This is a genomic window from Flavobacterium seoulense (genome assembly GCF_000695795.1).
GTDB lineage: Bacteria > Bacteroidota > Bacteroidia > Flavobacteriales > Flavobacteriaceae > Flavobacterium > Flavobacterium seoulense.
The window spans coordinates 420,729-443,463 of the sequence record NZ_JNCA01000001.1 but is presented as its reverse complement, the minus strand read 5'-3'; the positions used below and the strand labels follow the sequence as shown (position 1 = coordinate 443,463).

17 protein-coding genes are annotated in these 22,735 nt (G+C 33.3%); all 17 read right to left on the bottom strand.

The window, feature by feature from the left end; all coding sequences use genetic code 11:
* Positions 1–2 precede the first annotated feature (2 nt).
* The 17 genes from FEM21_RS01710 to ruvB all read right to left on the bottom strand — a co-directional run bounded on the left by FEM21_RS01710 (position 3) and on the right by ruvB (position 22,593).
* Complete coding sequence (locus FEM21_RS01710) at positions 3–689, bottom strand: SCO family protein (protein WP_035656988.1); 687 nt, start codon at positions 687–689, stop codon at positions 3–5.
* 11 nt (positions 690–700) lie between these two features.
* The gene (locus FEM21_RS01705; RefSeq protein WP_035656987.1) at positions 701–1,342 is read right to left on the bottom strand and encodes a hypothetical protein; all 642 of its coding nucleotides are present in this window, start codon (positions 1,340–1,342) and stop codon (positions 701–703) included.
* Between the two features lie 76 nt (positions 1,343–1,418).
* Positions 1,419–1,769, bottom strand: coding sequence for a cytochrome C oxidase subunit IV family protein (locus FEM21_RS01700; protein ID WP_035656985.1), 351 nt, complete (start codon positions 1,767–1,769; stop codon positions 1,419–1,421).
* A 19-nt stretch (positions 1,770–1,788) separates the two neighbouring features.
* Complete coding sequence (locus tag FEM21_RS01695) at positions 1,789–2,772, bottom strand: cytochrome c oxidase subunit 3 (RefSeq protein WP_035656984.1); 984 nt, start codon at positions 2,770–2,772, stop codon at positions 1,789–1,791.
* 42 nt (positions 2,773–2,814) lie between these two features.
* Complete coding sequence (locus FEM21_RS01690; RefSeq protein WP_035656983.1) at positions 2,815–3,402, bottom strand: cytochrome c oxidase subunit 3; 588 nt, start codon at positions 3,400–3,402, stop codon at positions 2,815–2,817.
* Positions 3,403–3,404: 2 nt separating this feature from the next.
* A complete protein-coding gene (gene cyoE, locus FEM21_RS01685; RefSeq protein ID WP_035656981.1) occupies positions 3,405–4,307 on the bottom strand; it encodes a heme o synthase in 903 nt (300 codons plus the stop codon).
* 161 nt (positions 4,308–4,468) lie between these two features.
* Positions 4,469–5,620, bottom strand: a complete 1,152-nt coding sequence (locus FEM21_RS01680) for a PepSY-associated TM helix domain-containing protein (protein WP_035656980.1) — start codon at positions 5,618–5,620, stop codon at positions 4,469–4,471.
* A gap of 2 nt (positions 5,621–5,622) precedes the next feature.
* Positions 5,623–7,938 carry a TonB-dependent receptor gene (locus tag FEM21_RS01675; RefSeq protein WP_035656979.1) on the bottom strand — a complete coding sequence of 772 codons (2,316 nt, stop codon included), beginning with the start codon at positions 7,936–7,938 and terminating at the stop codon, positions 5,623–5,625.
* 213 nt (positions 7,939–8,151) lie between these two features.
* On the bottom strand, positions 8,152–10,317 hold the full coding sequence (locus FEM21_RS01670) for a gliding motility protein RemB (protein ID WP_236353488.1): 2,166 nt from the start codon (positions 10,315–10,317) through the stop codon (positions 8,152–8,154).
* Positions 10,289–11,032, bottom strand: coding sequence for a deoxyribose-phosphate aldolase (deoC, locus tag FEM21_RS01665; RefSeq protein ID WP_035656977.1), 744 nt, complete (start codon positions 11,030–11,032; stop codon positions 10,289–10,291). Before deoC ends, FEM21_RS01670 begins: the two co-directional genes overlap by 29 nt.
* A gap of 126 nt (positions 11,033–11,158) precedes the next feature.
* Entirely contained in the window at positions 11,159–11,548 is a 390-nt protein-coding gene (locus FEM21_RS01660; protein WP_051627439.1) for a VanZ family protein, read from the bottom strand.
* Positions 11,541–11,921, bottom strand: a complete 381-nt coding sequence (gcvH, locus tag FEM21_RS01655; protein WP_035657137.1) for a glycine cleavage system protein GcvH — start codon at positions 11,919–11,921, stop codon at positions 11,541–11,543. The genes FEM21_RS01660 and gcvH overlap by 8 nt, the downstream gene beginning before the upstream one ends.
* An 84-nt stretch (positions 11,922–12,005) precedes the next feature.
* Entirely contained in the window at positions 12,006–19,235 is a 7,230-nt protein-coding gene (sov, locus tag FEM21_RS01650; protein WP_035656975.1) for a T9SS outer membrane translocon Sov/SprA, read from the bottom strand.
* Positions 19,236–19,256: 21 nt separating this feature from the next.
* Positions 19,257–19,838, bottom strand: a complete 582-nt coding sequence (ruvA, locus tag FEM21_RS01645) for a Holliday junction branch migration protein RuvA (RefSeq protein WP_035656973.1) — start codon at positions 19,836–19,838, stop codon at positions 19,257–19,259.
* A 222-nt stretch (positions 19,839–20,060) separates the two neighbouring features.
* Positions 20,061–20,495, bottom strand: coding sequence for a CBS domain-containing protein (locus FEM21_RS01640; protein WP_035656972.1), 435 nt, complete (start codon positions 20,493–20,495; stop codon positions 20,061–20,063).
* Between the two features lie 69 nt (positions 20,496–20,564).
* A complete protein-coding gene (gene queG / locus FEM21_RS01635; protein WP_035656971.1) occupies positions 20,565–21,485 on the bottom strand; it encodes a tRNA epoxyqueuosine(34) reductase QueG in 921 nt (306 codons plus the stop codon).
* 85 nt (positions 21,486–21,570) lie between these two features.
* Positions 21,571–22,593 (bottom strand): Holliday junction branch migration DNA helicase RuvB, encoded by a 1,023-nt coding sequence (ruvB, locus tag FEM21_RS01630; RefSeq protein WP_035656969.1) that lies wholly within the window; start codon positions 22,591–22,593, stop codon positions 21,571–21,573.
* Positions 22,594–22,735 lie beyond the last annotated feature (142 nt).

The following is a 22,735-nucleotide window of genomic DNA, read 5'->3' as shown; positions in this document are numbered from 1 at the left end:
ATTTATTCAGCTAATAAAATACTGATATCTTGTTGAATGTCTCTAACTCCTGCTTTTTCTAATCCGTCATAATACAAGATAGGATTCCCAAAATTATCCTTTCTGCAACGAATATTTCCGTTTTTATCAATTAAAGCAAACATTCCTGAATGTTCAAATCCGCCATTTACTTTACTGTTTTCTCCAGCATAAAGATTAAATCCTTTGTTAGCCAAATCAAATATAACCTGTCTGTCACCGGTTAAAAAATTCCAGTTAGAAGATTTTACACCTAATAATTTAGCATGTTCTTTTAAAACTTCCGGCGTATCATGATTGGGATCAATTGTAATAGTAGCAATTCCAAAATTAGGATTACCAAAGAATTTCTTTTCAAGAACTAACATACTTTGATTCATCTTTGGACAAATAGAAGGACAAGTCGTGAAGAAAAACTCTAATACATATACTTTCCCTTTATAAGAATCATTATTGATTATCTTATTATCCTGATTGGTTAATTCGAATTTAGGAGCCGGGCCAATTTTCACCAAAGCACCTTCAGCATCTGAAGCCGAAGCAACTTTATCCAAACGATCAGCTTTTACAACATCACTATTTTGAATTCGGGAAATAATTTTTGGAACCGCGTAAATTCCGAAAACTAATATAATAAATGAAATCCCGATGTAGGCTTTATTTTTAAACATAAAAACTGTATTTACAATTGTTTTGAAGCGTTGTGATTTTTTTTAAGAGCTGCACGGTATTCGTAAAGAATAATTTTAAAATCATCCAGCATTTCGTTACTTAACTCCGAAGGATGAAAAGTATTATATCCTTCTTTATATTCTTTTTCTTCTTTGCGGCCTCTTAAATTTCTTGCTTTATCAATAATATAAACATTCGAAGTTCCAAAATTAGCATCTAACTTACCCACTAATTGTAATTGATTATAATAAGCCTGAATTTCTTCTGGAGAAGCAAACACAAAATGCCATCCGGAAACATCTGTAAAATCATCAAAAGCATCCAGAATAGAAGCAACATCTTTCTCGGTACCCAAAGGACAAATCATTACAAATTGTAAATCTTTAAAACCGTGATAGCGTTGATAAATTTTTTCATTGAGATTAAATAAATTCCCTCTGTTATTTAAAATAGCAGTACCTGCAAAACCTAGAATAGTAATTTTATTATCCAAGGTTACTTTCTCACCTCTTAAGGATTTCCAATTACCCAAATCAGCAACTTTAGGAGTAATTACAGGAAGTTTAGCAAAACTATTAACTCCCGAAGCAAAGAAAAGATAAGCTACAACAGGCAAAATAAACAGTACAAAAAGAACTATATTTTTTTTCATTAGAGAGAATTAATTTTAGAATGCAAAAATAAAAAAAGGCACGCAATGCGTGCCCTTTTTTTGAATTAATATAGTGTTAAAAATTCCATTTAATGATAGAATCCTTAAAAACCCCATAAATATAATCCCCTTCAGTCAACAGAATGAAAAGCAAGTATAAGACAAGAAAAATAACTGGTGAAACTATAGACCATCTAAGGCTAGCTGTTTCTCCTTCAAGGTGCATAAAAGACCAAACGATATAGTAAGCCTTGAAAATAGTAAGTGCGTAAAAAATCCAGTTTAATAAACTTAAACCAAGAAAATGTACATGATATAAAGAATCTGGCTTGTAAATACCTAATATAACCTCTATAATTGTAACTACTGATAAAATTCCGAATACTTTCCAGATCTTAGCTGTATTTGAAGTATGTGCGTGTGACATAATAAATAATTTTAAAAAATTAAACTAGATAGAAAACTGTAAATACAAATACCCACACTAAATCGACAAAGTGCCAGTATAATCCAACTTTTTCCACCATTTCATAACTTTTTCTTTTCTCATAAGTACCTAATAATACATTAAAGAAAATGATAATATTAATGATAACTCCAGAGAATACGTGGAAACCGTGGAAACCAGTAATAAAGAAGAAGAAATCAGCAAATAACTTATTACCATATTCGTTTCTAATCAGGTTAGCTCCTTCAACAACTAAAGCTGCCTGAGCTAATTTTTCTTCAGACTCTGCTCTTGATAGAATTGTCTTTGTTTTTTGATCAGTAATAACCTCTGTTCTAATCAATATATCAGGATTAGCTTTAAAACCTGCCTGAACTTCAGCAACACTAAAAGAAGGTCTTGCAGCTTCTTCCATAAACCAAGTTCCTTTTTCTCTAGACAATTGCTCTCTTTCTTCTGGTAAGTGAGTAGCAAAATCAGCAAGTGCTATTTGTTTACCTTCTTTATTAACAAACTGAAGAATACTTCCTCCTTTTGTTTCAATAGCTCCGTACTCACCTTTAATGAAGTTCTTCCACTCCCAAGCCTGAGAACCAACGAAAATTAAACCACCAATAATGGTTAAAAACATATATACTATTACTTTATTTTTTTTCATCTGATGTCCTGCATCAACAGCCAAAACCATTGTTACAGAAGAGAAAATCAAAATAAAAGTCATTAATGCTACATAATACATTGGAGCAGATACTCCATGCATAAATGGAAAGTGAGTAAACACTTCATCAGCCAAAGGCCATGTTTCGATAAATTTAAATCTAGAAAAACCGTAAGCACCTAAAAATCCAGAAAATGTTAAGGCATCTGATACGATAAAAAACCACATCATCATTTTACCATAACTTGATCCTAATGGCTGGATATCATGACCGCCTCCCCAAGTTTTTTCATCATTGTTTGCAGTAGTAACTGTCGCTCCCATAAAAGTTATTCGTTAAAAAGTTTCCAAATTTACGTTTTTTTCTTATTTAAAGAAATATAAAAATACAAATAAATAAACCCATAGTAAATCTAGAAAGTGCCAATACATCGCACCTAGTTCTATTCCAAGAGTTTGACTCGAATTGTACTTTTGTTTAAAATGATTATAAATTATGATTAAAAGTGAAATTAAGCCTCCCGCCAAGTGCAATAAGTGCATCAAAGTAACTATATAAAGAAAAGTAGTAGTAATTGAACTCTCTGCTCCAGTAAAATAATAACCACTTTCAATGATTTGATCAAAACCTACAAATTGCAAAATCACAAACAAAACCCCTAAAACCAAAGTAGCTAAAAGCATTGTTGTTGTTTGCGATTTATTATCTCTCTGGATTGCTTTTTTAGCCAAATGAAAAGTCACACTGCAACCAATAATAACAATTGTACTAATATAAAATGCTAATGGTAATTGAAAATCTTTCAACCAGTCTGTTCTTGACTTACTCACCACAAACGCACTTGTTAATCCTGCAAACATCATAGTCATACTAACCATTGCAAACAACAAAATCAACTTGTAGGATCTTGCCGTTCTTGCTTTATGCTCGTCTGCTGTCATTGTAACTCCCATAACTATCTTAAAAATTTATCAATTATATAAACCAATTGCAATAATGAAATATAAGAAACACTCACCAGCATTAAGGTTCTGGCGGCTTTTGCTGTTTTAATTTTATAAAGCTGAATTGCATAATACAACATCCAAAGCCCTAATAAAAACACAATTCCTGCCGCTACCGGCGAAATAAACAATTTCCCAGTATACCCTATTGCCGGTAAAAGCGAAGCAATTATTAACCAAACGGTATACAAAATAACCTGTAATGCTGTTCCTTTATCTTTTTTACCTGTAGGCAACATGAAAAAACCTGCTTTTTCATAATCTTCATACAAAAACCAGCCAATTGACCAAAAATGAGGAAACTGCCAGAAAAACTGAATTAAAAACAAGGTCCCAGCCTCAATTCCAAAATCTCCTGTTGCCGCAACCCAACCCAACATAAAAGGAATTGCTCCCGGAAAGGCTCCAACGAAAACCGATAATGAAGTAATTGTTTTTAATGGCGTATAAACACTAGTGTATAAAAATATAGAAATTGCCCCAAACATAGCTGTTTTAGGATTAATCATATACAACAATGTAAGTCCGGTTAAAGTAAGTAAACCTGCTACCAGCAAAGCTACACTTGGAGACATTCTTCCTGATGGAACCGGACGGTTTTTTGTTCGATCCATCAAAGCATCAAGATCTTTTTCAATTACCTGATTAAAAGCATTTGAAGCCCCTACCATGCAATAACCTCCAATACAAAGCATCAATAAAACTGACCATTGAAAAGGAAACTGATTATTAAAACCTAATAAATAACCCGCAATAGACGAAAACAAAACACTAATAGCTAGTCCTGCTTTTGTGATTTCTTTAAAATCTAAAAAAATTGATTTCAGGGAAAATGTATTTGTAGTTGTGCCCAATGCAGTTTTTTATTAATTTTTATAAAACTGCTGCAAAAGTAACGCAACAAAAGGGAATTGGCAAAAAACAAATCATAAATTATTGTTGTAGCAATTCGAAACAAAAAAATTTGAATTCCGCTATTCGACTAAATCCAACAATTTAGAATACCAATCTAAAATCACTTTACCTTTCTGGCAGTCGATTTCTTATATTTGTTCCACCAAATTATAAACCCCGTAACTGGTAAAGAAGCACAAACTAAAGAAGCGAAAAAAGCTAAAATCTTAGTATAAATTCCGCCAATTGTACCTGTATGCAAATCATAGTTTAAAGAAGTAAGTTTGCTTCCTAATTGCAAATTATTTGAAGATTTCAACTCATCAAGCTGACCACTTTGCTGATCAAAATAATACCAATAAAAAACACCGGTTCTGTTTTTTTCAATTCGCACCTGAATATCTTGTGGTTCGGTAATATCTTTTTTTATTCGAATAGAAAGCTGATTAGCATTAGAATGTTTTGCCAGCACATAATTCAATCCATTATCTAAAACCGTAGCTGATTTTTGAAGCACAAACGGAAGCAGAACTTCTTTTTTATCTCCATCTAAAGAATTCAACTGATTTGTAATTCCTTTTTTAAAAGCCGGAAAGGCAAACATTAAACCTGTGAAAGCAAACAACAAGGCAAATAACAAACTATAAAACCCTAAAACATTATGCAAATCATAATTGAATCTTTTTTTATTTGCTTTAAAATTGATGGTGAAATTATTTTTTAACGCTTTAGGCTTCCATTTTTTTGGCCACCACAAAACAATTCCAGTCACGCTCAAAATGGCAAAAAAGATAATTGAAAAAGCAACTACAAAATGTCCGTACTTCTTCCCTAAAAGTAAATTCATGTGCAGCTGAAGCACAATCTGGAAAAAATTCATTTTAGTATTCTCAACCACCTGTACTTTTCCCGAATATGGATTTACAAATACCCGTTTGTGATAAGTAAAATAATCCGAGTAGAAAAAAGCATCTTTATTGGTTTTCACCGCTCTAAAAATCCAGGTTCTGTCTCTTTGCGGAAAAACTTCGACACGGCTTATTTTCTCTCCTGAATTTAATTGCTTTTGGGCAATTGCGATCAATTGCGTTAAAGCAATGGGTTTTAAAGAAGATTCATTTGGCTTTTCAATAAAAAATTTTTCAGGATGAGTCAGCAATTGCAACTCATCCTGAAAAACAGTGAGACATCCGGTAAGGCTAACTATAAGAACTACAATTCCTGAAATTAATCCTAACCATTTATGTAACCATAAAATCTTTTTTTTGAACATTATTAAAATTTATAACGCAAATTTAAACTCGTAGTCATACCACTACCCTTAACATAATCTGCGTTTACGGCACGATATTGACTCAAAGTGGTATAATAATCATTGTTTAATAAATTCTCAACACCTAAATTTAATGACCAGTTTTTATTAAACGAATAACTTCCTGCAAAATTAACCAAATTCAAAGTCGAAATAGGCCCTTCACTATTATTATATTTTCCGGTATTATTCAATTCAAAACGATCACGACATCCAGTATGCACCCATGATAATTGTAAATTCCAGTCAGAAGTTGGTTTATAAGTAATAAAACCAGTTGCTTTTGGCGGAGCAATACGTGATCCGTTTAAGTAAACACTACTTCCATCATCAAATTTAGCTTTTCCATCTACATAAGAGTAACTTCCTCCTACATTAAGCTGATTTGAAAATCTATAATCTAATGTTATTTCGTATCCTTTCACATTTTCAGGTTCACGTTGCGCAACTAAATAACCTCCTACATCAACCAGATTCGCTCCTAATTTTGAAGTACTAATATAATAAGCTGATGTCATAGTAAGATCATAAATTTTACTTGAAAAACCAACTTCATAATTATTAGTAATAATTGGATCAGTCTCTAAACTCGCAATAGTATTTGCTGTAGCTCTTCGTAAAATTCGCCCTAATTCATTAATAGCAAATGCCTGAGAAAAACTCACAAACGGATTAAAAAATTCGTATTTATTAAAACGTAAGCCGGCATTAAACATTGTTGCATTGTAAGGAATCTTACCTCCTGTTACAAAAATACTTCCCTGATTTCCTGGTCCAGAAGCGATAGTATTGTAATCTTTCACACGAACTGTTGCATTTTCATAACGAATTCCTCCTTTGAAAATTAAATTTTCTAAAATATCTACTTTCAATTGTGCATAAGGAGCAATATTTAACATATCCATTTTCGGGATATACACACGTCCATCAACTAAATCCTGAAAAGTAACATCATTCAAAACATCGATACCATAAGTAATTTCAGAAGGCAATGAAGCAATGGTAAATGGCGTATTCAAATTGATTCGTGTTCCATTTTTATTCGAATTAATCATTGTTTGCCCAGGACCGTACCAAGCTGTTCCTGCTGTTACATAACGATTCATCGATTGAAACGAATTTAAATATGCTGAAATATCCAGCTGTGTATTTTCGAATAGATTGTTTTTCGAAAAAGTAAACATAAAATTATGGTTAAACGGAGTTCCTGCATTTTTACCCGGCTCTGTTCCTCTAACACCAATAGTTGGAGTTTCTCCGTAAACACCAGCCTGACTAATATATTTGGCTTTTTGAGTACTTCCGTAAAAATTATAAACCACATTGAAATTAGTATTTTCATCCATATTATAACCTAATTTCACAAAAGCATTAGCCTGATGCGAATTAGACAAACCATCTGTTTGTCCTAATGGTCTTCCTTTAGCATCTCTTTGAAGTCCTGTGTAATCATAAGAACCTCCAAGAACATAACTAAATTTATCTTTTCGACCATTAAAAAACTGAGAAATGCGGTAACCAAAAGTTTCTTTACTATCTAGCGGATTAAAAGTTGTTCCTACTGTAGTTACACCTTCAAAACTATTTACCAAAGGTGACTTTTTAGTAATATAATTGATAATTCCTCCACCTGAACCGTTTCCATAAATAGAAGTTGCTCCTTTAATCACCTCAATACGCTCAATAGCATTTGCATCAATCGTCCTTAAATCACGGGCTCCGTTCATTAAAGGTGTTGATTGCGGAATCCCATCTATTAAAACCAGAACCTGTCTTCCACGCAATGTTTGCCCGGAACTTGTTGCCTTATTTGTTGACACTCCTAAGCCGGGAATTACATTTCCTAAAATAGAAGCTAAATTGGTATTAATACTGCTTTGCTGCTGAATTTCCTTCTGACTCATAATGGTAATCGAAGAAGGGATTGTAGCAATATTTTCCTGCTTTCTACCAGCAGTAATCACTACTTCTTGTAGTTGATTTTCATTATTCAAAACAATCTTGATTACATTTTGCTCCTCTAAATTTGAAAAAACATAAGAAAGCGGTTGGTAATTTTGAGCCGAAATCAAAACCGTTTTGTTTTCAAGCTGACTGTTTAAAATTGAAACTTCACCAGAGTTGTTTGTTGTTCCAATAATTTTATTATTTGAAGTAATTGAAGCATTCACAATTGGTCTTTTAGAGTCATTTTCAATTTTTAAGCGAAGCGATTGTGCATTTAAATTAGCGGTAAAAAAAACTAAAACAATGACAACGAGAGGGAATTTAAAATTCATTTTTAAGGGTTTTAAACAAAACAATGTCTACTTATTCTTATTTAGATTTATTCTCGACAAAAGTATCGCTATTCTACTTTATTCACAAGCAATACTTAAAAAAATATCTTTTAAAATTTTACTTTTAACACTAAAATTTACACCAACAAAAACGCCACAATTCCTGATGAACTGTGGCGTTTAATTTATTATTTGATTTGGAATTTAGATTTTCTAATAATCAAAATACCAATTAAAAATATCCGATCGAATTCCTATAGAAAACCAATTGGTACTTTCTTTAAATGCAGTAGCTGTATTCTCCATAGGGTTAAAATCTCTGTAAATATAACTTGCAAAAAGTTTCAAATTAGTAGATGGATTAATTAAATAACCTCCCTGAATATCAGCAATAAAAAGATTTGTTTTATTTCCCTGACCTACTTTCACTCCCGAATTAGCAAAACGTTCCTCATCATAATCACGATAAATATTCCCGCCATAATTAGAATTGGCTCCAGAATCAGCAAAATCAAGTCCGCGAACTCCCAGTGTAAATTTGGCATCTGCAAAAAATCGTCCTTTATGGTAACGTGCAATAGCTAAAAACTCACTAAAATTTCCGCCCCACTGATGACCAATACTTTGATTATTATGTCCGTAATTCGTAATTGGATCTGAATGCGAATACACATAAGGTCGTACTCTATTGTATTCTAACTGTAATAATAAATTAGGCACATTAAAAGCATTATAATATTTAGCTCCTAACTGATATCCGTATTTATTCTTCCAACTCTTATCCCCCTCTTTAATATCTCCCAATGAAAATTCGTCTAATACAAATTGCCCATAAAAATTGATTTGGTTATCCCATTTGTATTTAAAAGTCAGTCCCAAAACCGCATTTCCAGATCTTGAAGAAGAACCAAATTCTACCGAACGATAAAAAATAATTGGGTTTACAAAACTGGCATCAAAACCTCTGTCATTAGTATTCGTCCACACAACAGACTCGAAGAAACCTAAATTTAATCGATTAGAAACATTCCAGCTCAAATAATGATTTGCCATAAACTTTGTAGAATATGTTCTATCAACAGTTGCTTCGGGACGTACATCTTTAAGCCACATATAGGTATTGGTATATTTTAATTTCCAAAATTTGGTATTCAATTTAAAATAAGGATAAGGACTCGCTCCGTCACCTTCTAACAAAGAACGGTATCCATCACCAATAAAATTACGACCATAACCTAATTGTAAATCGATAAATTTATTAGGAGCAAAAGTTAAATTGGCTTCCGCCAAAGGAAAATCATAACTATCGGTTTTAAATCCTTTAGCAATTCCAACTCCGGGAATGATCGCCGGATTTCCTCCCGAAGGTTTTATCGATTCGGCATAACGATTATAATAACCTGCAAAACGTCCCTGACTTTCAAAAATAGTCGTAGTAAAATTTAATTTATCACCCAATCCTCCTCTTAAATTAATAGCTCTTGTATTTACATAAGTATAAGAAGCCTCAGTCTGAGATGCCTTACCTAATTGCAAATCCAATACCGGATTTACAGTAAACCAATAATCCTCACCTTTAATTTCAACGGTGTTTTCATTCCACAATTTCCTGGCCCACCAGCCCGAAGCTTTCTTCTTTAGCTTTTCATTTTCTTGTTTGAAATTGTAATATTTCGACACTTCGGCATACGAATAAGGTTTAGAAGCTGTGTGATTATTACTTCCCACCTGATTGAGAGCAGAATCAAATTGCGCATAATAACTATGCGAAAAAGGAATATATAAATGACTTTCGAATTCCGGATTATTGTATTTTTTATACACAATACTATCTAATTCTGTCAATTGCTTAGTAGTATTTCTAAGAATATCAGCTTTAGCCAAATTCTCGGCTGCTAAAGCTGACGGGCTTTTTAATGGGATTGCAATCGTAATATTGTATTTTGTATATTCTGGTTTTCCATTATAAGTAGCAGGACTAATTTTTGGAAATTTTGCAAAAACCCGCTTGGTTTCTACAATCAGTTTTTCATCGACAGCATTTACATAAATTACTTTAAAAACACCATTGGCATCTACTTCAAAAAGTACTTTTACATTTCCGCTGAAATTATTTCGCATCAAATCTTCTGGCACAACAAAATTTTGGAAAACAAATTCCTGTACTTCATTATAAAAACAATTTTCTAATGCTTTTCCTTCCAGATTTTGACAATTTGGAAAAACAGGAAATCTTTCGGCTGTTAATGCCGTTCGTGAATTTGAAGTATCCTGAGCAAAAGTTACAACTGAACTAAAACACAAAAAAAGGAACAACAGGTTTTTGATTATATTTTTCTTCATCATTCTTTTAATACTCGTTGTGATTGTTTTCTCCATTAACAATTGCTTTTGCTGCCGAAGTTCCTATTCGTTTAACACCTAATTTAATCATTGCAATAGCATCCTGATAATTTCGAACTCCGCCAGCTGCTTTTATTGAAAGTGGTGAGGCATTTTCAATCATCATAATTATCGAAGGAATCGTCGCCCCGTTAGGCTCATTATCTTTTGTTTTATAAAATCCGGTGGATGATTTTACAAAAACATTCGCGTAATCACTTTCTTTAAAATTACTAATCACCACATTTTTTATCAAAGCCGATAATTGAATAATTTGCCTATCATTTAATGCCGCAACTTCAATAATCCATTTTATTATTTTATTGTTTTCCAATGCTAATTGCGTTCCACGAAGAATTTCTGTTTTAACCAAATCTGTTTTTCCACTTTTAAAAGCTTCATAATTACATACAAAATCAAGTTCGTCAGCTCCATCAGCAATCGCCTGATTGGCTTCAAATAACTTTACTTCAATATCCGAATTTCCTTCAGGAAAATCAATAACAGTTCCTATTTGCACATTCGATACTGATTCAGTAATCATGGTTTTTGCTAAGGAAATCATTTCCGGACGAATCATAATTAGCTTAAATTTTTCGTCAATAGCTTCCTGAATAAACGTTTTTACAACCAATATATTTTGGTTTTCATCGAGTCCTGCCTGAGAAACAGTTTTTAAATAAGTTGAATCAATAAATGACCGAATATCCATCGAATTGTTATTTAAACAGTAGTGTTTTGCACAAAAATACACTTAAATTTGAGGATTCCATCTCAATTTATGAATGTTATTGAAATTTAGTTTTAAATAAAAAATCCCGCCGAAGCAGGATTTAATTTATATTGTGATTTTGCTTAAAAAATCTTTCTTGTCTAAGGTTGTAATCATTAAAATCGCTAATAATGATCCGCTTGTATTAGCTAAAACATCCAAAACATCTCCACTTCTGTAAATTGTAAAGTAGTTTTGAAATAATTCTACTGTAATCCCAAAACCAAGAGACAGTAAAAAAACTATCCACAAAATTTTGCTTCTTTTTTTCGTTCTATAACTAAAACGAAGCGCATAAAACCAAAGAATACAAAATACAAAATAGAAAAAAGCATGAACCGCTTTATCTAAATAGGGAATTGTTATTGCGGGAAGCTCACTTATTCGAATCAGACACAAGTATAAAATCACACCTGCCCAAGCTATAGCTGCTCCCAGACAAATTTTCTTAAGCACCTATCAAATCTTTGTAGCCATCAGCAGTTAACAAAGTATCGTATTCAGACAAATTTGAAACTTTAATTTTAATCATCCATCCAGCTCCATAAGGATCTGTATTTACTAATTCCGGATCGTCTTCTAATCCTGTATTGAATTCGATAATTTCTCCGGTTAATGGCAAGAACAAATCAGAAACCGTTTTTACAGCTTCAACAGTCCCAAAAACTTCATCTTTATCCAATGTTTGATCTAAAGTTTCTACTTCAACATAAACGATATCTCCCAACTCTTTTTGTGCAAAATGGGTGATTCCTACTGTTGCAACATCTCCTTCCAGGCTTACCCATTCGTGATCTTTAGTGTACTTTAAATTTGCTGGTATACTCATAGTATTAGTAATTGAAATATGATAATTATTATTTTTTGACAAATGTAACAATCTTCAAATTAAATCTCGTTGCCATTTTCTAAATTAATTCCCAAAATTGTATCGAAGTGTAAATCCTGATCGAATATTAGTAATAGGGAACGAAGTTGATATCACCGCTTTTGAAAACGAATGATCGTAATAGAAAATAGCCGTTAGGTTTTTACTAAACGAATAATCAGCAGTTACTTTTAATGACCATAAATTTTGTCCTCCTGCCAATTGATTGTTATCATAATCTAAATAACGTACAATAGTCTGGTTGTTTCTGTATGACAAATCGGCTTTCATATTAATATCACCTTTAATCACTCCCGTAGGATTATCGGCCAGTCTTGAAGAGAAAATTACATTCTTAAAGCGATATCCTAAACCTACTATGTATTCGATTCCTTTTACTTCGGTCAATAAATTATTATCGAAACTCATTGACAATGCACGATCTTTTTTAATCTCAGTAAGTACTTTTAACGAATTTTTTAATTCGAAATCCATTCGAACCAAAGGACTAAACTGCTCCACTAAATTGACATTTGAAACAAGTGTTTTATTGAAAAAGTTTCCGCTATCATCGGTTCCTGACGGATCATTATCGTAATCGAAATTAGATCTAAACTGATTGATTGTATAAGAAGCTCTGTAACCGTGTTGCAAAGAAAAACGTCTGAAATTCTTTTTAAACATTTCGTAACGCATCAAACCGTTGTACTTAATTGCCCAGTTAGGAATAGGTAAATTTCTAAAAATTCCTTTAGAAACACCCGAAGCATCAGCTCCTGTATAAGCCGCCACAAATGCCGGCAACAATACCGACTGGTTGTTTTTTCCAAAACCTATAGGATAACCTGCATTCGAGGTATAAATTTCTCTTTTCTTTTTATCCGGATCATTAGCCGGATCAACAGGATCTGCCGGGATTGGATTTGCTCCATCTCCGTATCTAGGAATTGGATTTCCCGCTCCGTAATAATCTTCGGCTAAACGATTAGCAATAATTAATCTGTTAGCTCTAAAATCATCAAAAGCAGCTGATTGTGTTTCGTCACTTGTCGAAAATGCTGTTTTAATCAACACAGTTGAAATCGAAAACATTCCGTAATTATAAGGAGAGCGGGAATTGTACATTCCATTGGCAGAAACATCATATTGCTCCGAATAATTTTCAGAAAAAGAGCGATCCATTGTTAAATCGATTTTCAAATCCGGAAATAAATCTACGTTAGCCGTAGCGCGCAATACTTTGTTTGTTACCTGAGTAAAATTTTGATTGAATTCCTGATAATTAGTCAACCAGCCATTTTTAGCGGCTTCGTAACGCACATCATCCTGACTTCCAAAAACAAACCCTAATGAAGGTCTTGAAGAACCTAAAAACCCAACACTTTGAGTATAACCAGGTAATAATGTTCCGCTGTTTTCAGTATAATTAATCTGGATATTTTTCACACTAGTTAAAACTCCCATTAAACCATCAACAAAAACATTAGATTCTGTTTGTGGTTTCACCGATGTATTCGTGATTTTTTGTCCAGGTTTTGGAGCAGCAACAGGAGTTCTTGTGGCAACTTTTGGCTTTTTGGTTAAACCTAAATACTTGTACAATAAATCCATATTGAAACTTGCATTCAAAGCATTCGTTCTGGCATTTTGAACCGTATTACCTAAATTATATCCTGTCCCATCGACTACAATTTCAGATAAAGCATTCGCTGATTTTTGCCAGCTATAATCTCCTGTATAGGAATAATTCGCCTTTACAAAACTAAACAACGGGATTTTATTGATAGGAATATCGTAGTTTACAACAAGTTGTTGTGTATGCCTGTTAGGATCACCAATATCCCAATAACTATCCCAAATGGTAAAATGCTCCATTGGCATATCGTCTTGATCTAAATAATTTTTCACCAAATTATTAGCCGAAGCTGTATAATTTAACTTCAACGATTTTGTCAAATTATAATTGAAACCATAATTGTAATTGAAACCAAAATTTCTTCGGTACAATGGATCCAGTTCGAGACCAGGAACATTATCAACCTGTCTAAATTGCTGACGATTATATTGTCTGTTAATATTAGTATTGAACGTAATATTAGAAGGCAAATAATTAAAATTAAAATCACTCAACATCTTCCAGTAACTACTTTTCTTCATGAATTTCGTTTTCTTGAAAGGCTCTACTGGTTTATTATCAAAACTGTACGCGTAATCAACCGATGTATTTGCCTGCTGGTCTAAATAATCTTCGATTTCATAATCATGACGTTCTACCTTATTGAATGATTGCGAAAAAGTAAAATTCTCAGGATCATAAACATGTGGTTTTTGCTCAGCTCCTCTTTGTTTTCTTACACCAATAAAGTTAATACTTGTTCGCTTAGTGTAATCTATAGCGCGGTTTCTTAAATTAGCTCTTTCATCGGCATCGGCAGTTTCACTTAAAAGTTGTTTTAATTTAATATCCTGATTAAAAGGATCGTATTCCGGCTTAATTGTTTCTTCTCCTACACTATAATTGAATGGTAAATTAATTCCCCATTTATTAGGCAATAACTTTCCTAAATTCAAATTAGTAACAATATTATATTGCTGAATATCCTCTCTGCTTCTTTCATTTGGTCCTTGTTCAATAGTACCAAATCCTACTGTACTCATTTTTCCGGTGGCAGAAATAGTAGCAAAATCGGCAAAATTTGTATCTACATTTAACACCGCTGCCATTCCTCCTTTGTTGTCCATTTCAGACAAACGAAGTTCGTTAAACCATACTTCTCCTTTAATATCCTTATGCGTTACTTTACTCTTGATTCCGACCATTAGAGTACGAACCATTCCAAAGTTTGGATTTCCTTTAATCCCTAATCTTAGTTTATTTATTTTACTTGCTAAACCTCCGTCGAGTTCATCCTCGTCTTTATAATAAATTCCGTCTAATGGTAATGTTGTTGGATCAATTCCTTTAGCCTGAATTTTTAAACTCGTCAGTAAAGACAAAGCCAAATCAATTTCATTGGCTTGAGGCCAAACCTGATCTGCTGTATAAGAACAATTTCCTGCTGTAGTTTTTGTTACTTTTAAAGGGATTTCTACCTGATAGAAATTCTCTGTAAAGTCGTTACCAAAACGGATGAAACCTACCATTTCATCATCCTCAATACCTATTTCACCTGGTAAAGATTCAGCATGTAAAAACATTTTCAGTTTTTTAAACTGACGCATATCTACGCTTACATTTTTAAATACAGCTCTGGCATCAAGTGGCTCTAAACCATCTCCGGCAACTCTTAACGATAAAGATTGTTCGTTTTGATTAATCAATGTATTGTTGTTATACAATTGTTCTCTTTGCACTCCTGGAGGCGTAATATAATTCACAGGACATTTTTCGTTATTCTCCTGAATATTTACCGCCGTAACATCTAATTCGGTATTGTCATCATCAACGTTAGTATCTGTTGGATCTAAGGTGTTTGTATATCTTCTCCATTCGCCACGTACTAAATCTAATGCTCCAAAACGCACCGTTACCTGATCTTCAAATCCTGTCATAAACATTCTCATGAAACGAATTGATCTAAAATCAGAAATATTACCAATGGTATTTTGAGGCGAAGAAACCGGAATTTTAAACTGAATCCATCTCGCCGTTGTCACATCGCCATTTGGCAAAGTCACTTGTCTTTCTCTGGTATCCGTTACAAAGTTTTCACCTTCTTTCATGTTAGGTCTCATATCAATGCTGTACTCGTAATAAGCATTGATCGTATTCATGGTGTTATCCCTATTAATATCCTCAACATCCGGAAGCGTAGTTGCACCACGATTAGGATCATTAATATCAACAGCTGAGTTTCCTTCTACTCCATTATAATTTTTATAACGCTCCTTAATTCCTCCCGAAGTATTCAAATAATAAGTATAATCATCGGCAGCTGGATCGGGCTCACTTGCAAAATTAGTATAAACAGCACCTTCAGCGCTACTAGGCAAACCATCTAAACCTACATCCTGATTTCTTCTATTATTAGGATCAGTATCGAAAGCGTATATCAACGATTGCGAAGCCGGAACATCTCCCCATATTGGCTGCGGATTCACTTTTACCTGATCCGGACCTAAACCATTTTCATATTGTTTTCGGCCATCTTTCAAAATATCTTCGGAGATTTCTCCTAAGTTGAAATAAATTTTACCTGTATTAGTTTGTGCGGCACTTCCATTTCCAACATAAGGATCCAAAACCCAAAACTGAATATATTCCACATTTCCTTGTTCGAAATTAGTAGAACTTAACGAACGCATAATCCCTCCAAAATTCTCTTTTGGAGTTAAATTAAAATTAGGGTTGTTATTATAAGGACCTCTTTCGGATGGAAAATAAGTTAAATCCAAGGTACTAATTACCTGTGTTTGCCCTTGTGCAATATCAGTTAAAGGATATAATTCTTCGCTGAAAATTCTTCTGGTTGAGTTTAACGAAATATCATCATTAGAAACTCCAGATGGTTTTTGAACATAAAAAATAGGATCAATAGTATACCATGCTAATTTTCCTCTTTTATAACCATACGTCAAATCATCAGCATTTGCATTGAACTCATAAGTTGTTGGTTTTTCAGCATCTTTGTTTGTTGGAGTCGAAGCCAGACTCCATGCATAAGCCGAACGCATATCAATTGTAGATTGCGAACCTTCAAAATCATCTACATAAAGAGTAGACTCCCCTTGAAATTGATCAAATTTTGGTGTATCAGGTTTTAAAAATGCTATTTCTCCTCTTACGGATAAATTTGAAGGAACATCAGTATCAATATTAGGAAGCATATTGACTAACCTTGTAAAAAACGGAACCTCAGTAGAGAAATTAGTATTAAATCCAAAAATAGTATTGTTTACTGATTCCTGCCCATAACTTGATTTTTGAGTAAATGGTCTTTCGGTCATCTTTAAGAAAGTTCCACCTAAAGTAAAGTTCTCCGAAAATTTATGCTCTACATTCACTCCCATAAATCTTCGGGTTTGTTGTCCAAAAATGGAATTGTTTTCAAGAGAAACATTAATTGGTGTATTTGATGCCTGCAATGAAGGATCTAAAATTTGAACTCTTCCTAATTGATAATTTACACTGTAATCTACTCCTTCAACCAATACTCTTCCCCCGGCAGTAACCACTACTGAACCTTGGGGTACATTGAATGCACCAATTGGAATTCCGTCACCTGCTGATGATTTGTATTTCCCTCTTAATAAGAATTTATTTTTATCACTATCTTCTAATGCTTTTGCCTGAGTTAAACGATACATACTTGCAAAAACATATTTTCTTTGATTGGCATTATATGTTGCAGGATTATCATAATCTTCAGTTGTGTTAGGATTAGATAATTTAGTAAACAACAATTCTCCAAAAGGTTCTTTAGTCGTAAAAATAATTCGTCCGTTTTGAGAATCGACGGTTAAATTAGGAACAAAGTCAAAGAAGCCATCTCCACCCAATTGACGATCGTTATTGTAATTTAATTTATCCAAATTAAAAACATTTAACAATGGCGTTTCGGCAACTCTATTATCTGCCGATGGACCCGATGGAAAATCATTTCCAGGTACTGGCGTAATATAATTTAACGGCGAAGGATCAGTATAAAGAATATTGAATCTAAAATCTTCCTGTTTGATTTGGTAAGCACCCGGAATTTGATAAATATTTTTCATCATCAGGTTCCATACAGGATTAGTTACATTCGTCAAATTACTTTTCAGCATTTTCAAAATCAAACTTTGTGTTACCACCGCCTGAGTTGATTGTTGGGTTCCGGTAACCAATGTTGCATCGACACCATCATTACCAAATTCCCCAACCTGATACACCTGATCACCTATTGTGTATTCGTAAGAAACAGCTAAAATTTCATCATTCGACAATCTTTGCTGTAACGAAATATAACCTAATTGCGGATGATAAGTATATTCATTTGAAGTTAGCTTTCTGGCATTTTCCAATTTCGAATAATCCTGTCCTTCTCTCACTGTACTATTAAATCCTGAAGCAGCAGTTGCCATTTCACGAACATTCGAATTCAACAATCCACCACCCGATTGAATTTGTGCCGGATCGAATTTATTGTTAGAGTTATCCGAAGGAGAATCAGCAGCTTTATTAAACATTCCTGTTGAAGGATTCAAAACCACCACTTCATTATCGGCTAAACCAGTTAATTGAGATTCCCCCAAATCCTGAAGCGCAATAACATTTCTAAGATTATTTGAAGTTGTATTAAGACGCGTTTGCTTATTAGTTACCCAAACTTCGATTCGGGTTATTTGTACACGGCTATCAATAAATGGATAATTTCTTAATGCAATATCGTATCTGTTTCTAAAATATTGAGATAAAAAGAAGTGCCTGTCAGTATCATAATCTAATGCAAAAATGTCATAATCCTGTAGCGTTCCTCCGCCCTGAGAAACTACAGTTTTTGTCTGTGATTTTTGCTCCGAATAAACTCCGGTAACCGTTGTTTTACCAAACTGTAATTGTGCTTTAACACCAAACAAACTCTGTGCTCCTCTTATTAGCGAACTATTTAAAGGCATGCTCACATTTCCTACTTCAATCTTCTGGATAATATCATCCTCAGTGGGAGCATATTCTAATTTTAGTAAATTTTGAAAAGCAAAAGTAGACTGTGTATCGTAATTAGCATTAACATTTAATCTTGTCCCCACTTTCCCCATCAGACTCATGCTGATTCTTTGGTCAAAATCAAAAGCTAAATTAGATCGGTTTCGCGGTGAAAACGCAGGATTATCTTGTCTTGTAAAACGAACTCCCATATCCATTTCTACCGAACCGGTTGGTCTTACATCGATGGTATTACTTCCAAAAATAGATTCAAACAAACCTGAATTTACATAATAACGAGGCAATAAATCTTTTTTAGCTTCTTCACTTCCTTGTTTTTTTCCGTCAATTGCATCTGATTTCTTTTTGAAATAATCTTTCATTGATTCTTTCAAAACAAGGTTTTCATATTCTTTTGGAGTTAGAATAACAGGATATTTAATCGAAAATCCGTCAACAGAATTCGTATAAATATAGCGATCCGTTTTAGGATCATAAGTATAAGCAGATGAAATACTCTTAGGATTTTTTATTTCAACTTTTCCTAAAGAATATCCTTTTTTAGTTGTATCCTGAACCGCTTCATTTACTTGTGCCAATGATACAAAACCACAAAATAAAAATGCCAAAACAATACAAATTTTATGCATACAATTGGTTTTTCTGTGCTTTTATAAGCTTTTTAAAGCTTGCTTAATAATGGATTCTACAGAAGCATCTGGATCCTGTTTTACAATTCTATCAATCACTTTTTCAGAAGCTTTTTTAACAAATCCTAAAACTTCTAATGCAGATAACGCCTCATCTCTATTTGTATTGCTTTGCGAAATAGAAACTTCGTCTAAATCGTACAATTTTAACATTTTATCTTTAAGATCCAGAATTACTCTTTGTGCCGTTTTGCTTCCAATGCCTTTAATAGACTGAATTGTACCCACATCTCCCGAAGCAATAGCATTAGTAATTTGCTTTGGTTCTAACGATGATAACATAGTACGTGCAATTCCAGCCCCTATTCCTGAAACCGAAATCAATAATTTAAAAATTTCTCTTTCTGATTTTTCGAAAAAACCAAATATAGTATGCGCATCTTCCTTTATTTGAAGATGAGTAAAGACTTTTATAAAATCAGTATTAGGAAGCATCGAATAAGTATGCAATGAAATATGAACATCATAGCCTACGCCACCACAATCTATAACAAGCTGTGTTGGTGACTTTTCAACCAGCTTCCCCTGTAAATGTGCAATCATCTAGTGTTTTTGTATAAATTTTTCTTTATCTAAAATGCTTTTACTAATCTTTCTTTCTCAAACACCTACAATGGTAATAGCAGTTTTATCTTATATACAAAGATAGAAGACTTAACTTAAAAAGTTAACATTTTCATAAAACTTTTATACTAACTGACAATTAATTGCATAAAAAAAGCCGCAAAGAATTTGCAGCCTGAGTATATCGTTTATAAATAAAATTTAAGATTGTGTTCCGTTGATGTAAGAATCCAAAAGTTGAATCGTTTCTTTTTGTTTTTCGATAATCGATTTAACAACATCGCCAATAGAAATAATTCCAATTACTTTATCATTTTCAACCACAGGCAGGTGTCGGATTCTTCTTGAAATCATCAATTCCATACAATAATCTAAATCGTCCGAAGGCAAAACTGTAATTACTTTGCTTACCATAATTTCGTTAACCAAAGTATTTTTAGACGATTTACCCTTAAGGATAATTTTGCGGGCATAATCCCTCTCAGACAAAATACCTTTTAACTGATTTTCTTCAATAACTAAAATGGCTCCAACATTTTTCTCACCCATTTCTTTAATAGCGTCATATACACTAATTGTAGAAACAATGGAATACACCGTATTCCCTTTCGTACTTAATATTTGATTTACAGTCATAATTGAGAATTTTTAAGAACTATAAATATAAAAAAAAATCACCAAAAAGCACTGAAAACCAATTTATTATTATTTCAAAAAATCAACATTTCTAGTCAAACCCTGAAATTTAGTCCGTTTTACCGGCGAATCTTTAAAAACGATTTTAAATGTTTCTTGAGTCATTTCTTCCCAATCCTTTTTTGTCATCGAAAGTAAAGCTGGATTAGGATTAAACAAAGGTTCGTTATGACTTTTCGAAAATCGGTTCCACGGACAAACATCCTGACAAGTATCACACCCAAAAACCCAGTCATCAAAATGACCTTTCATTTCGTTAGGAATATTTTCTTTGAGTTCAATTGTAAAGTATGAAATACATTTACTTCCATCTACAATGTAAGGAGCAATAATTGCTTGTGTAGGACAGGCGTCGATACAGGCAGTACAACTTCCGCAATGATCTGAAACAGCATGATCGTATTCTAAATCCAGATCAATAATCAATTCGGCAATAAAGTAAAAAGAACCAACTTTTTGGGTCAACAGATTACTATTTTTTCCTATCCAGCCCAAACCACTTTTAGCAGCCCAGGCTTTATCTAAAACCGGCGCAGAATCCACAAAAACCCTACCTGAAACTTCACCTATATTTTCCTGAATAGAATAAAGTAATTCCTTTAATTTTTCTTTTATTACAAAATGATAATCCTGACCATAAGCATATTTCGAAATTTTATAGGAATCCTGAATTTGTTCTTTTTCCGGATAATAATTCAATAATAACGACACTACACTTTTAGCATCATCAACCAACAAAGTAGGATTTAGTCGTTTGTCAAAATGATTCTCCATATAACTCATTTTGCCATTGAGATTTTTGTTCAACCAATTCTCTAATCTAGGTGCTTCTTCTTCTAAAAAACCTGCTTTAGATATACCACAAGACAAAAATCCGAGGCGTTTGGCTTCAGATTTTATGAACTGCGTGTATTTTGATTTATTGTCGATGAATTATCTGTTATGTGTTATCTGTTATGTGTTATGGGCTGTTGTAAGTTTTAAACTCACAACGCATAACCCACAACTCATAACTTTAAAATAGTCCGCCTTGAATATTATTTCTAACTTTCCCCAAGTGTTTATACGCTTTATCAGTGACTTCACGACCTCGCGGAGTACGCATAATAAATCCTTCCTGAATTAAAAATGGCTCATACACCTCTTCGATAGTTTCGCTACTTTCTGAAACGGCTGTTGCCAAAGTACTCAAACCTACAGGACCACCTTTAAATTTATCAATAATAGTATTGAGGATTTTATTATCCATTTCATCTAATCCATGCGCATCAACATTCAGCGCTTGCAAAGCATATTTCGAAATTTCGATATCTATAGTTCCGTTTCCTTTTATTTGGGCAAAATCACGAACTCTTCGCAACAATGCATTAGCAATTCTAGGTGTACCACGGCTTCTCCCTGCAATTTCGATAGCAGCTTCCATAGAAATTGGCATTTTTAAAATAGAAGCACTTCGCTGTACAATAGTCGTCAATAATTCAACAGTGTAATATTGTAATCTTGATGAAATACCAAAACGAGCACGCATAGGCGCCGTTAAAAGTCCCGAACGGGTGGTTGCACCAATTAATGTAAACGGATTCAAATTAATCTGAACCGTTCTTGCGTTGGGTCCCGATTCAATCATAATATCTATCTTAAAATCCTCCATTGCCGAATATAAATATTCTTCGACAACAGGACTTAAACGATGAATTTCATCAATAAACAAAACGTCTCTTTCTTCAAGATTTGTCAACAAACCAGCTAGATCACCTGGTTTATCTAATACAGGTCCCGAAGTAATTCTAATACCAACCTGAAGTTCATTTGCCAAAATATTAGCCAAAGTAGTTTTACCAAGTCCCGGAGGTCCATGAAACAAAGCATGATCTAGAGCTTCATTACGCTGATTAGCTGCAGCAACAAAAACCTTTAGATTTTCTAATACCTGATCCTGACCTGCAAAATCATCAAAACTAAGTGGTCTTAACCTCTTTTCGAGATCTAGTTCTTCAGGATTATATCCTTTGTTTGTTGGGTCTAAATTTTCATTCATTGAACAAAGATAAACAGTTAAATTCCAAATAAAAAATCTCAAATTCCAAATTCTAAAAGAGCCACTGTCTTTTTAGAATTTAGAATTTGAGATTTGGAACTTTTATTTTATAAAACAATAAAGACTGCCTTTTCAGACAGTC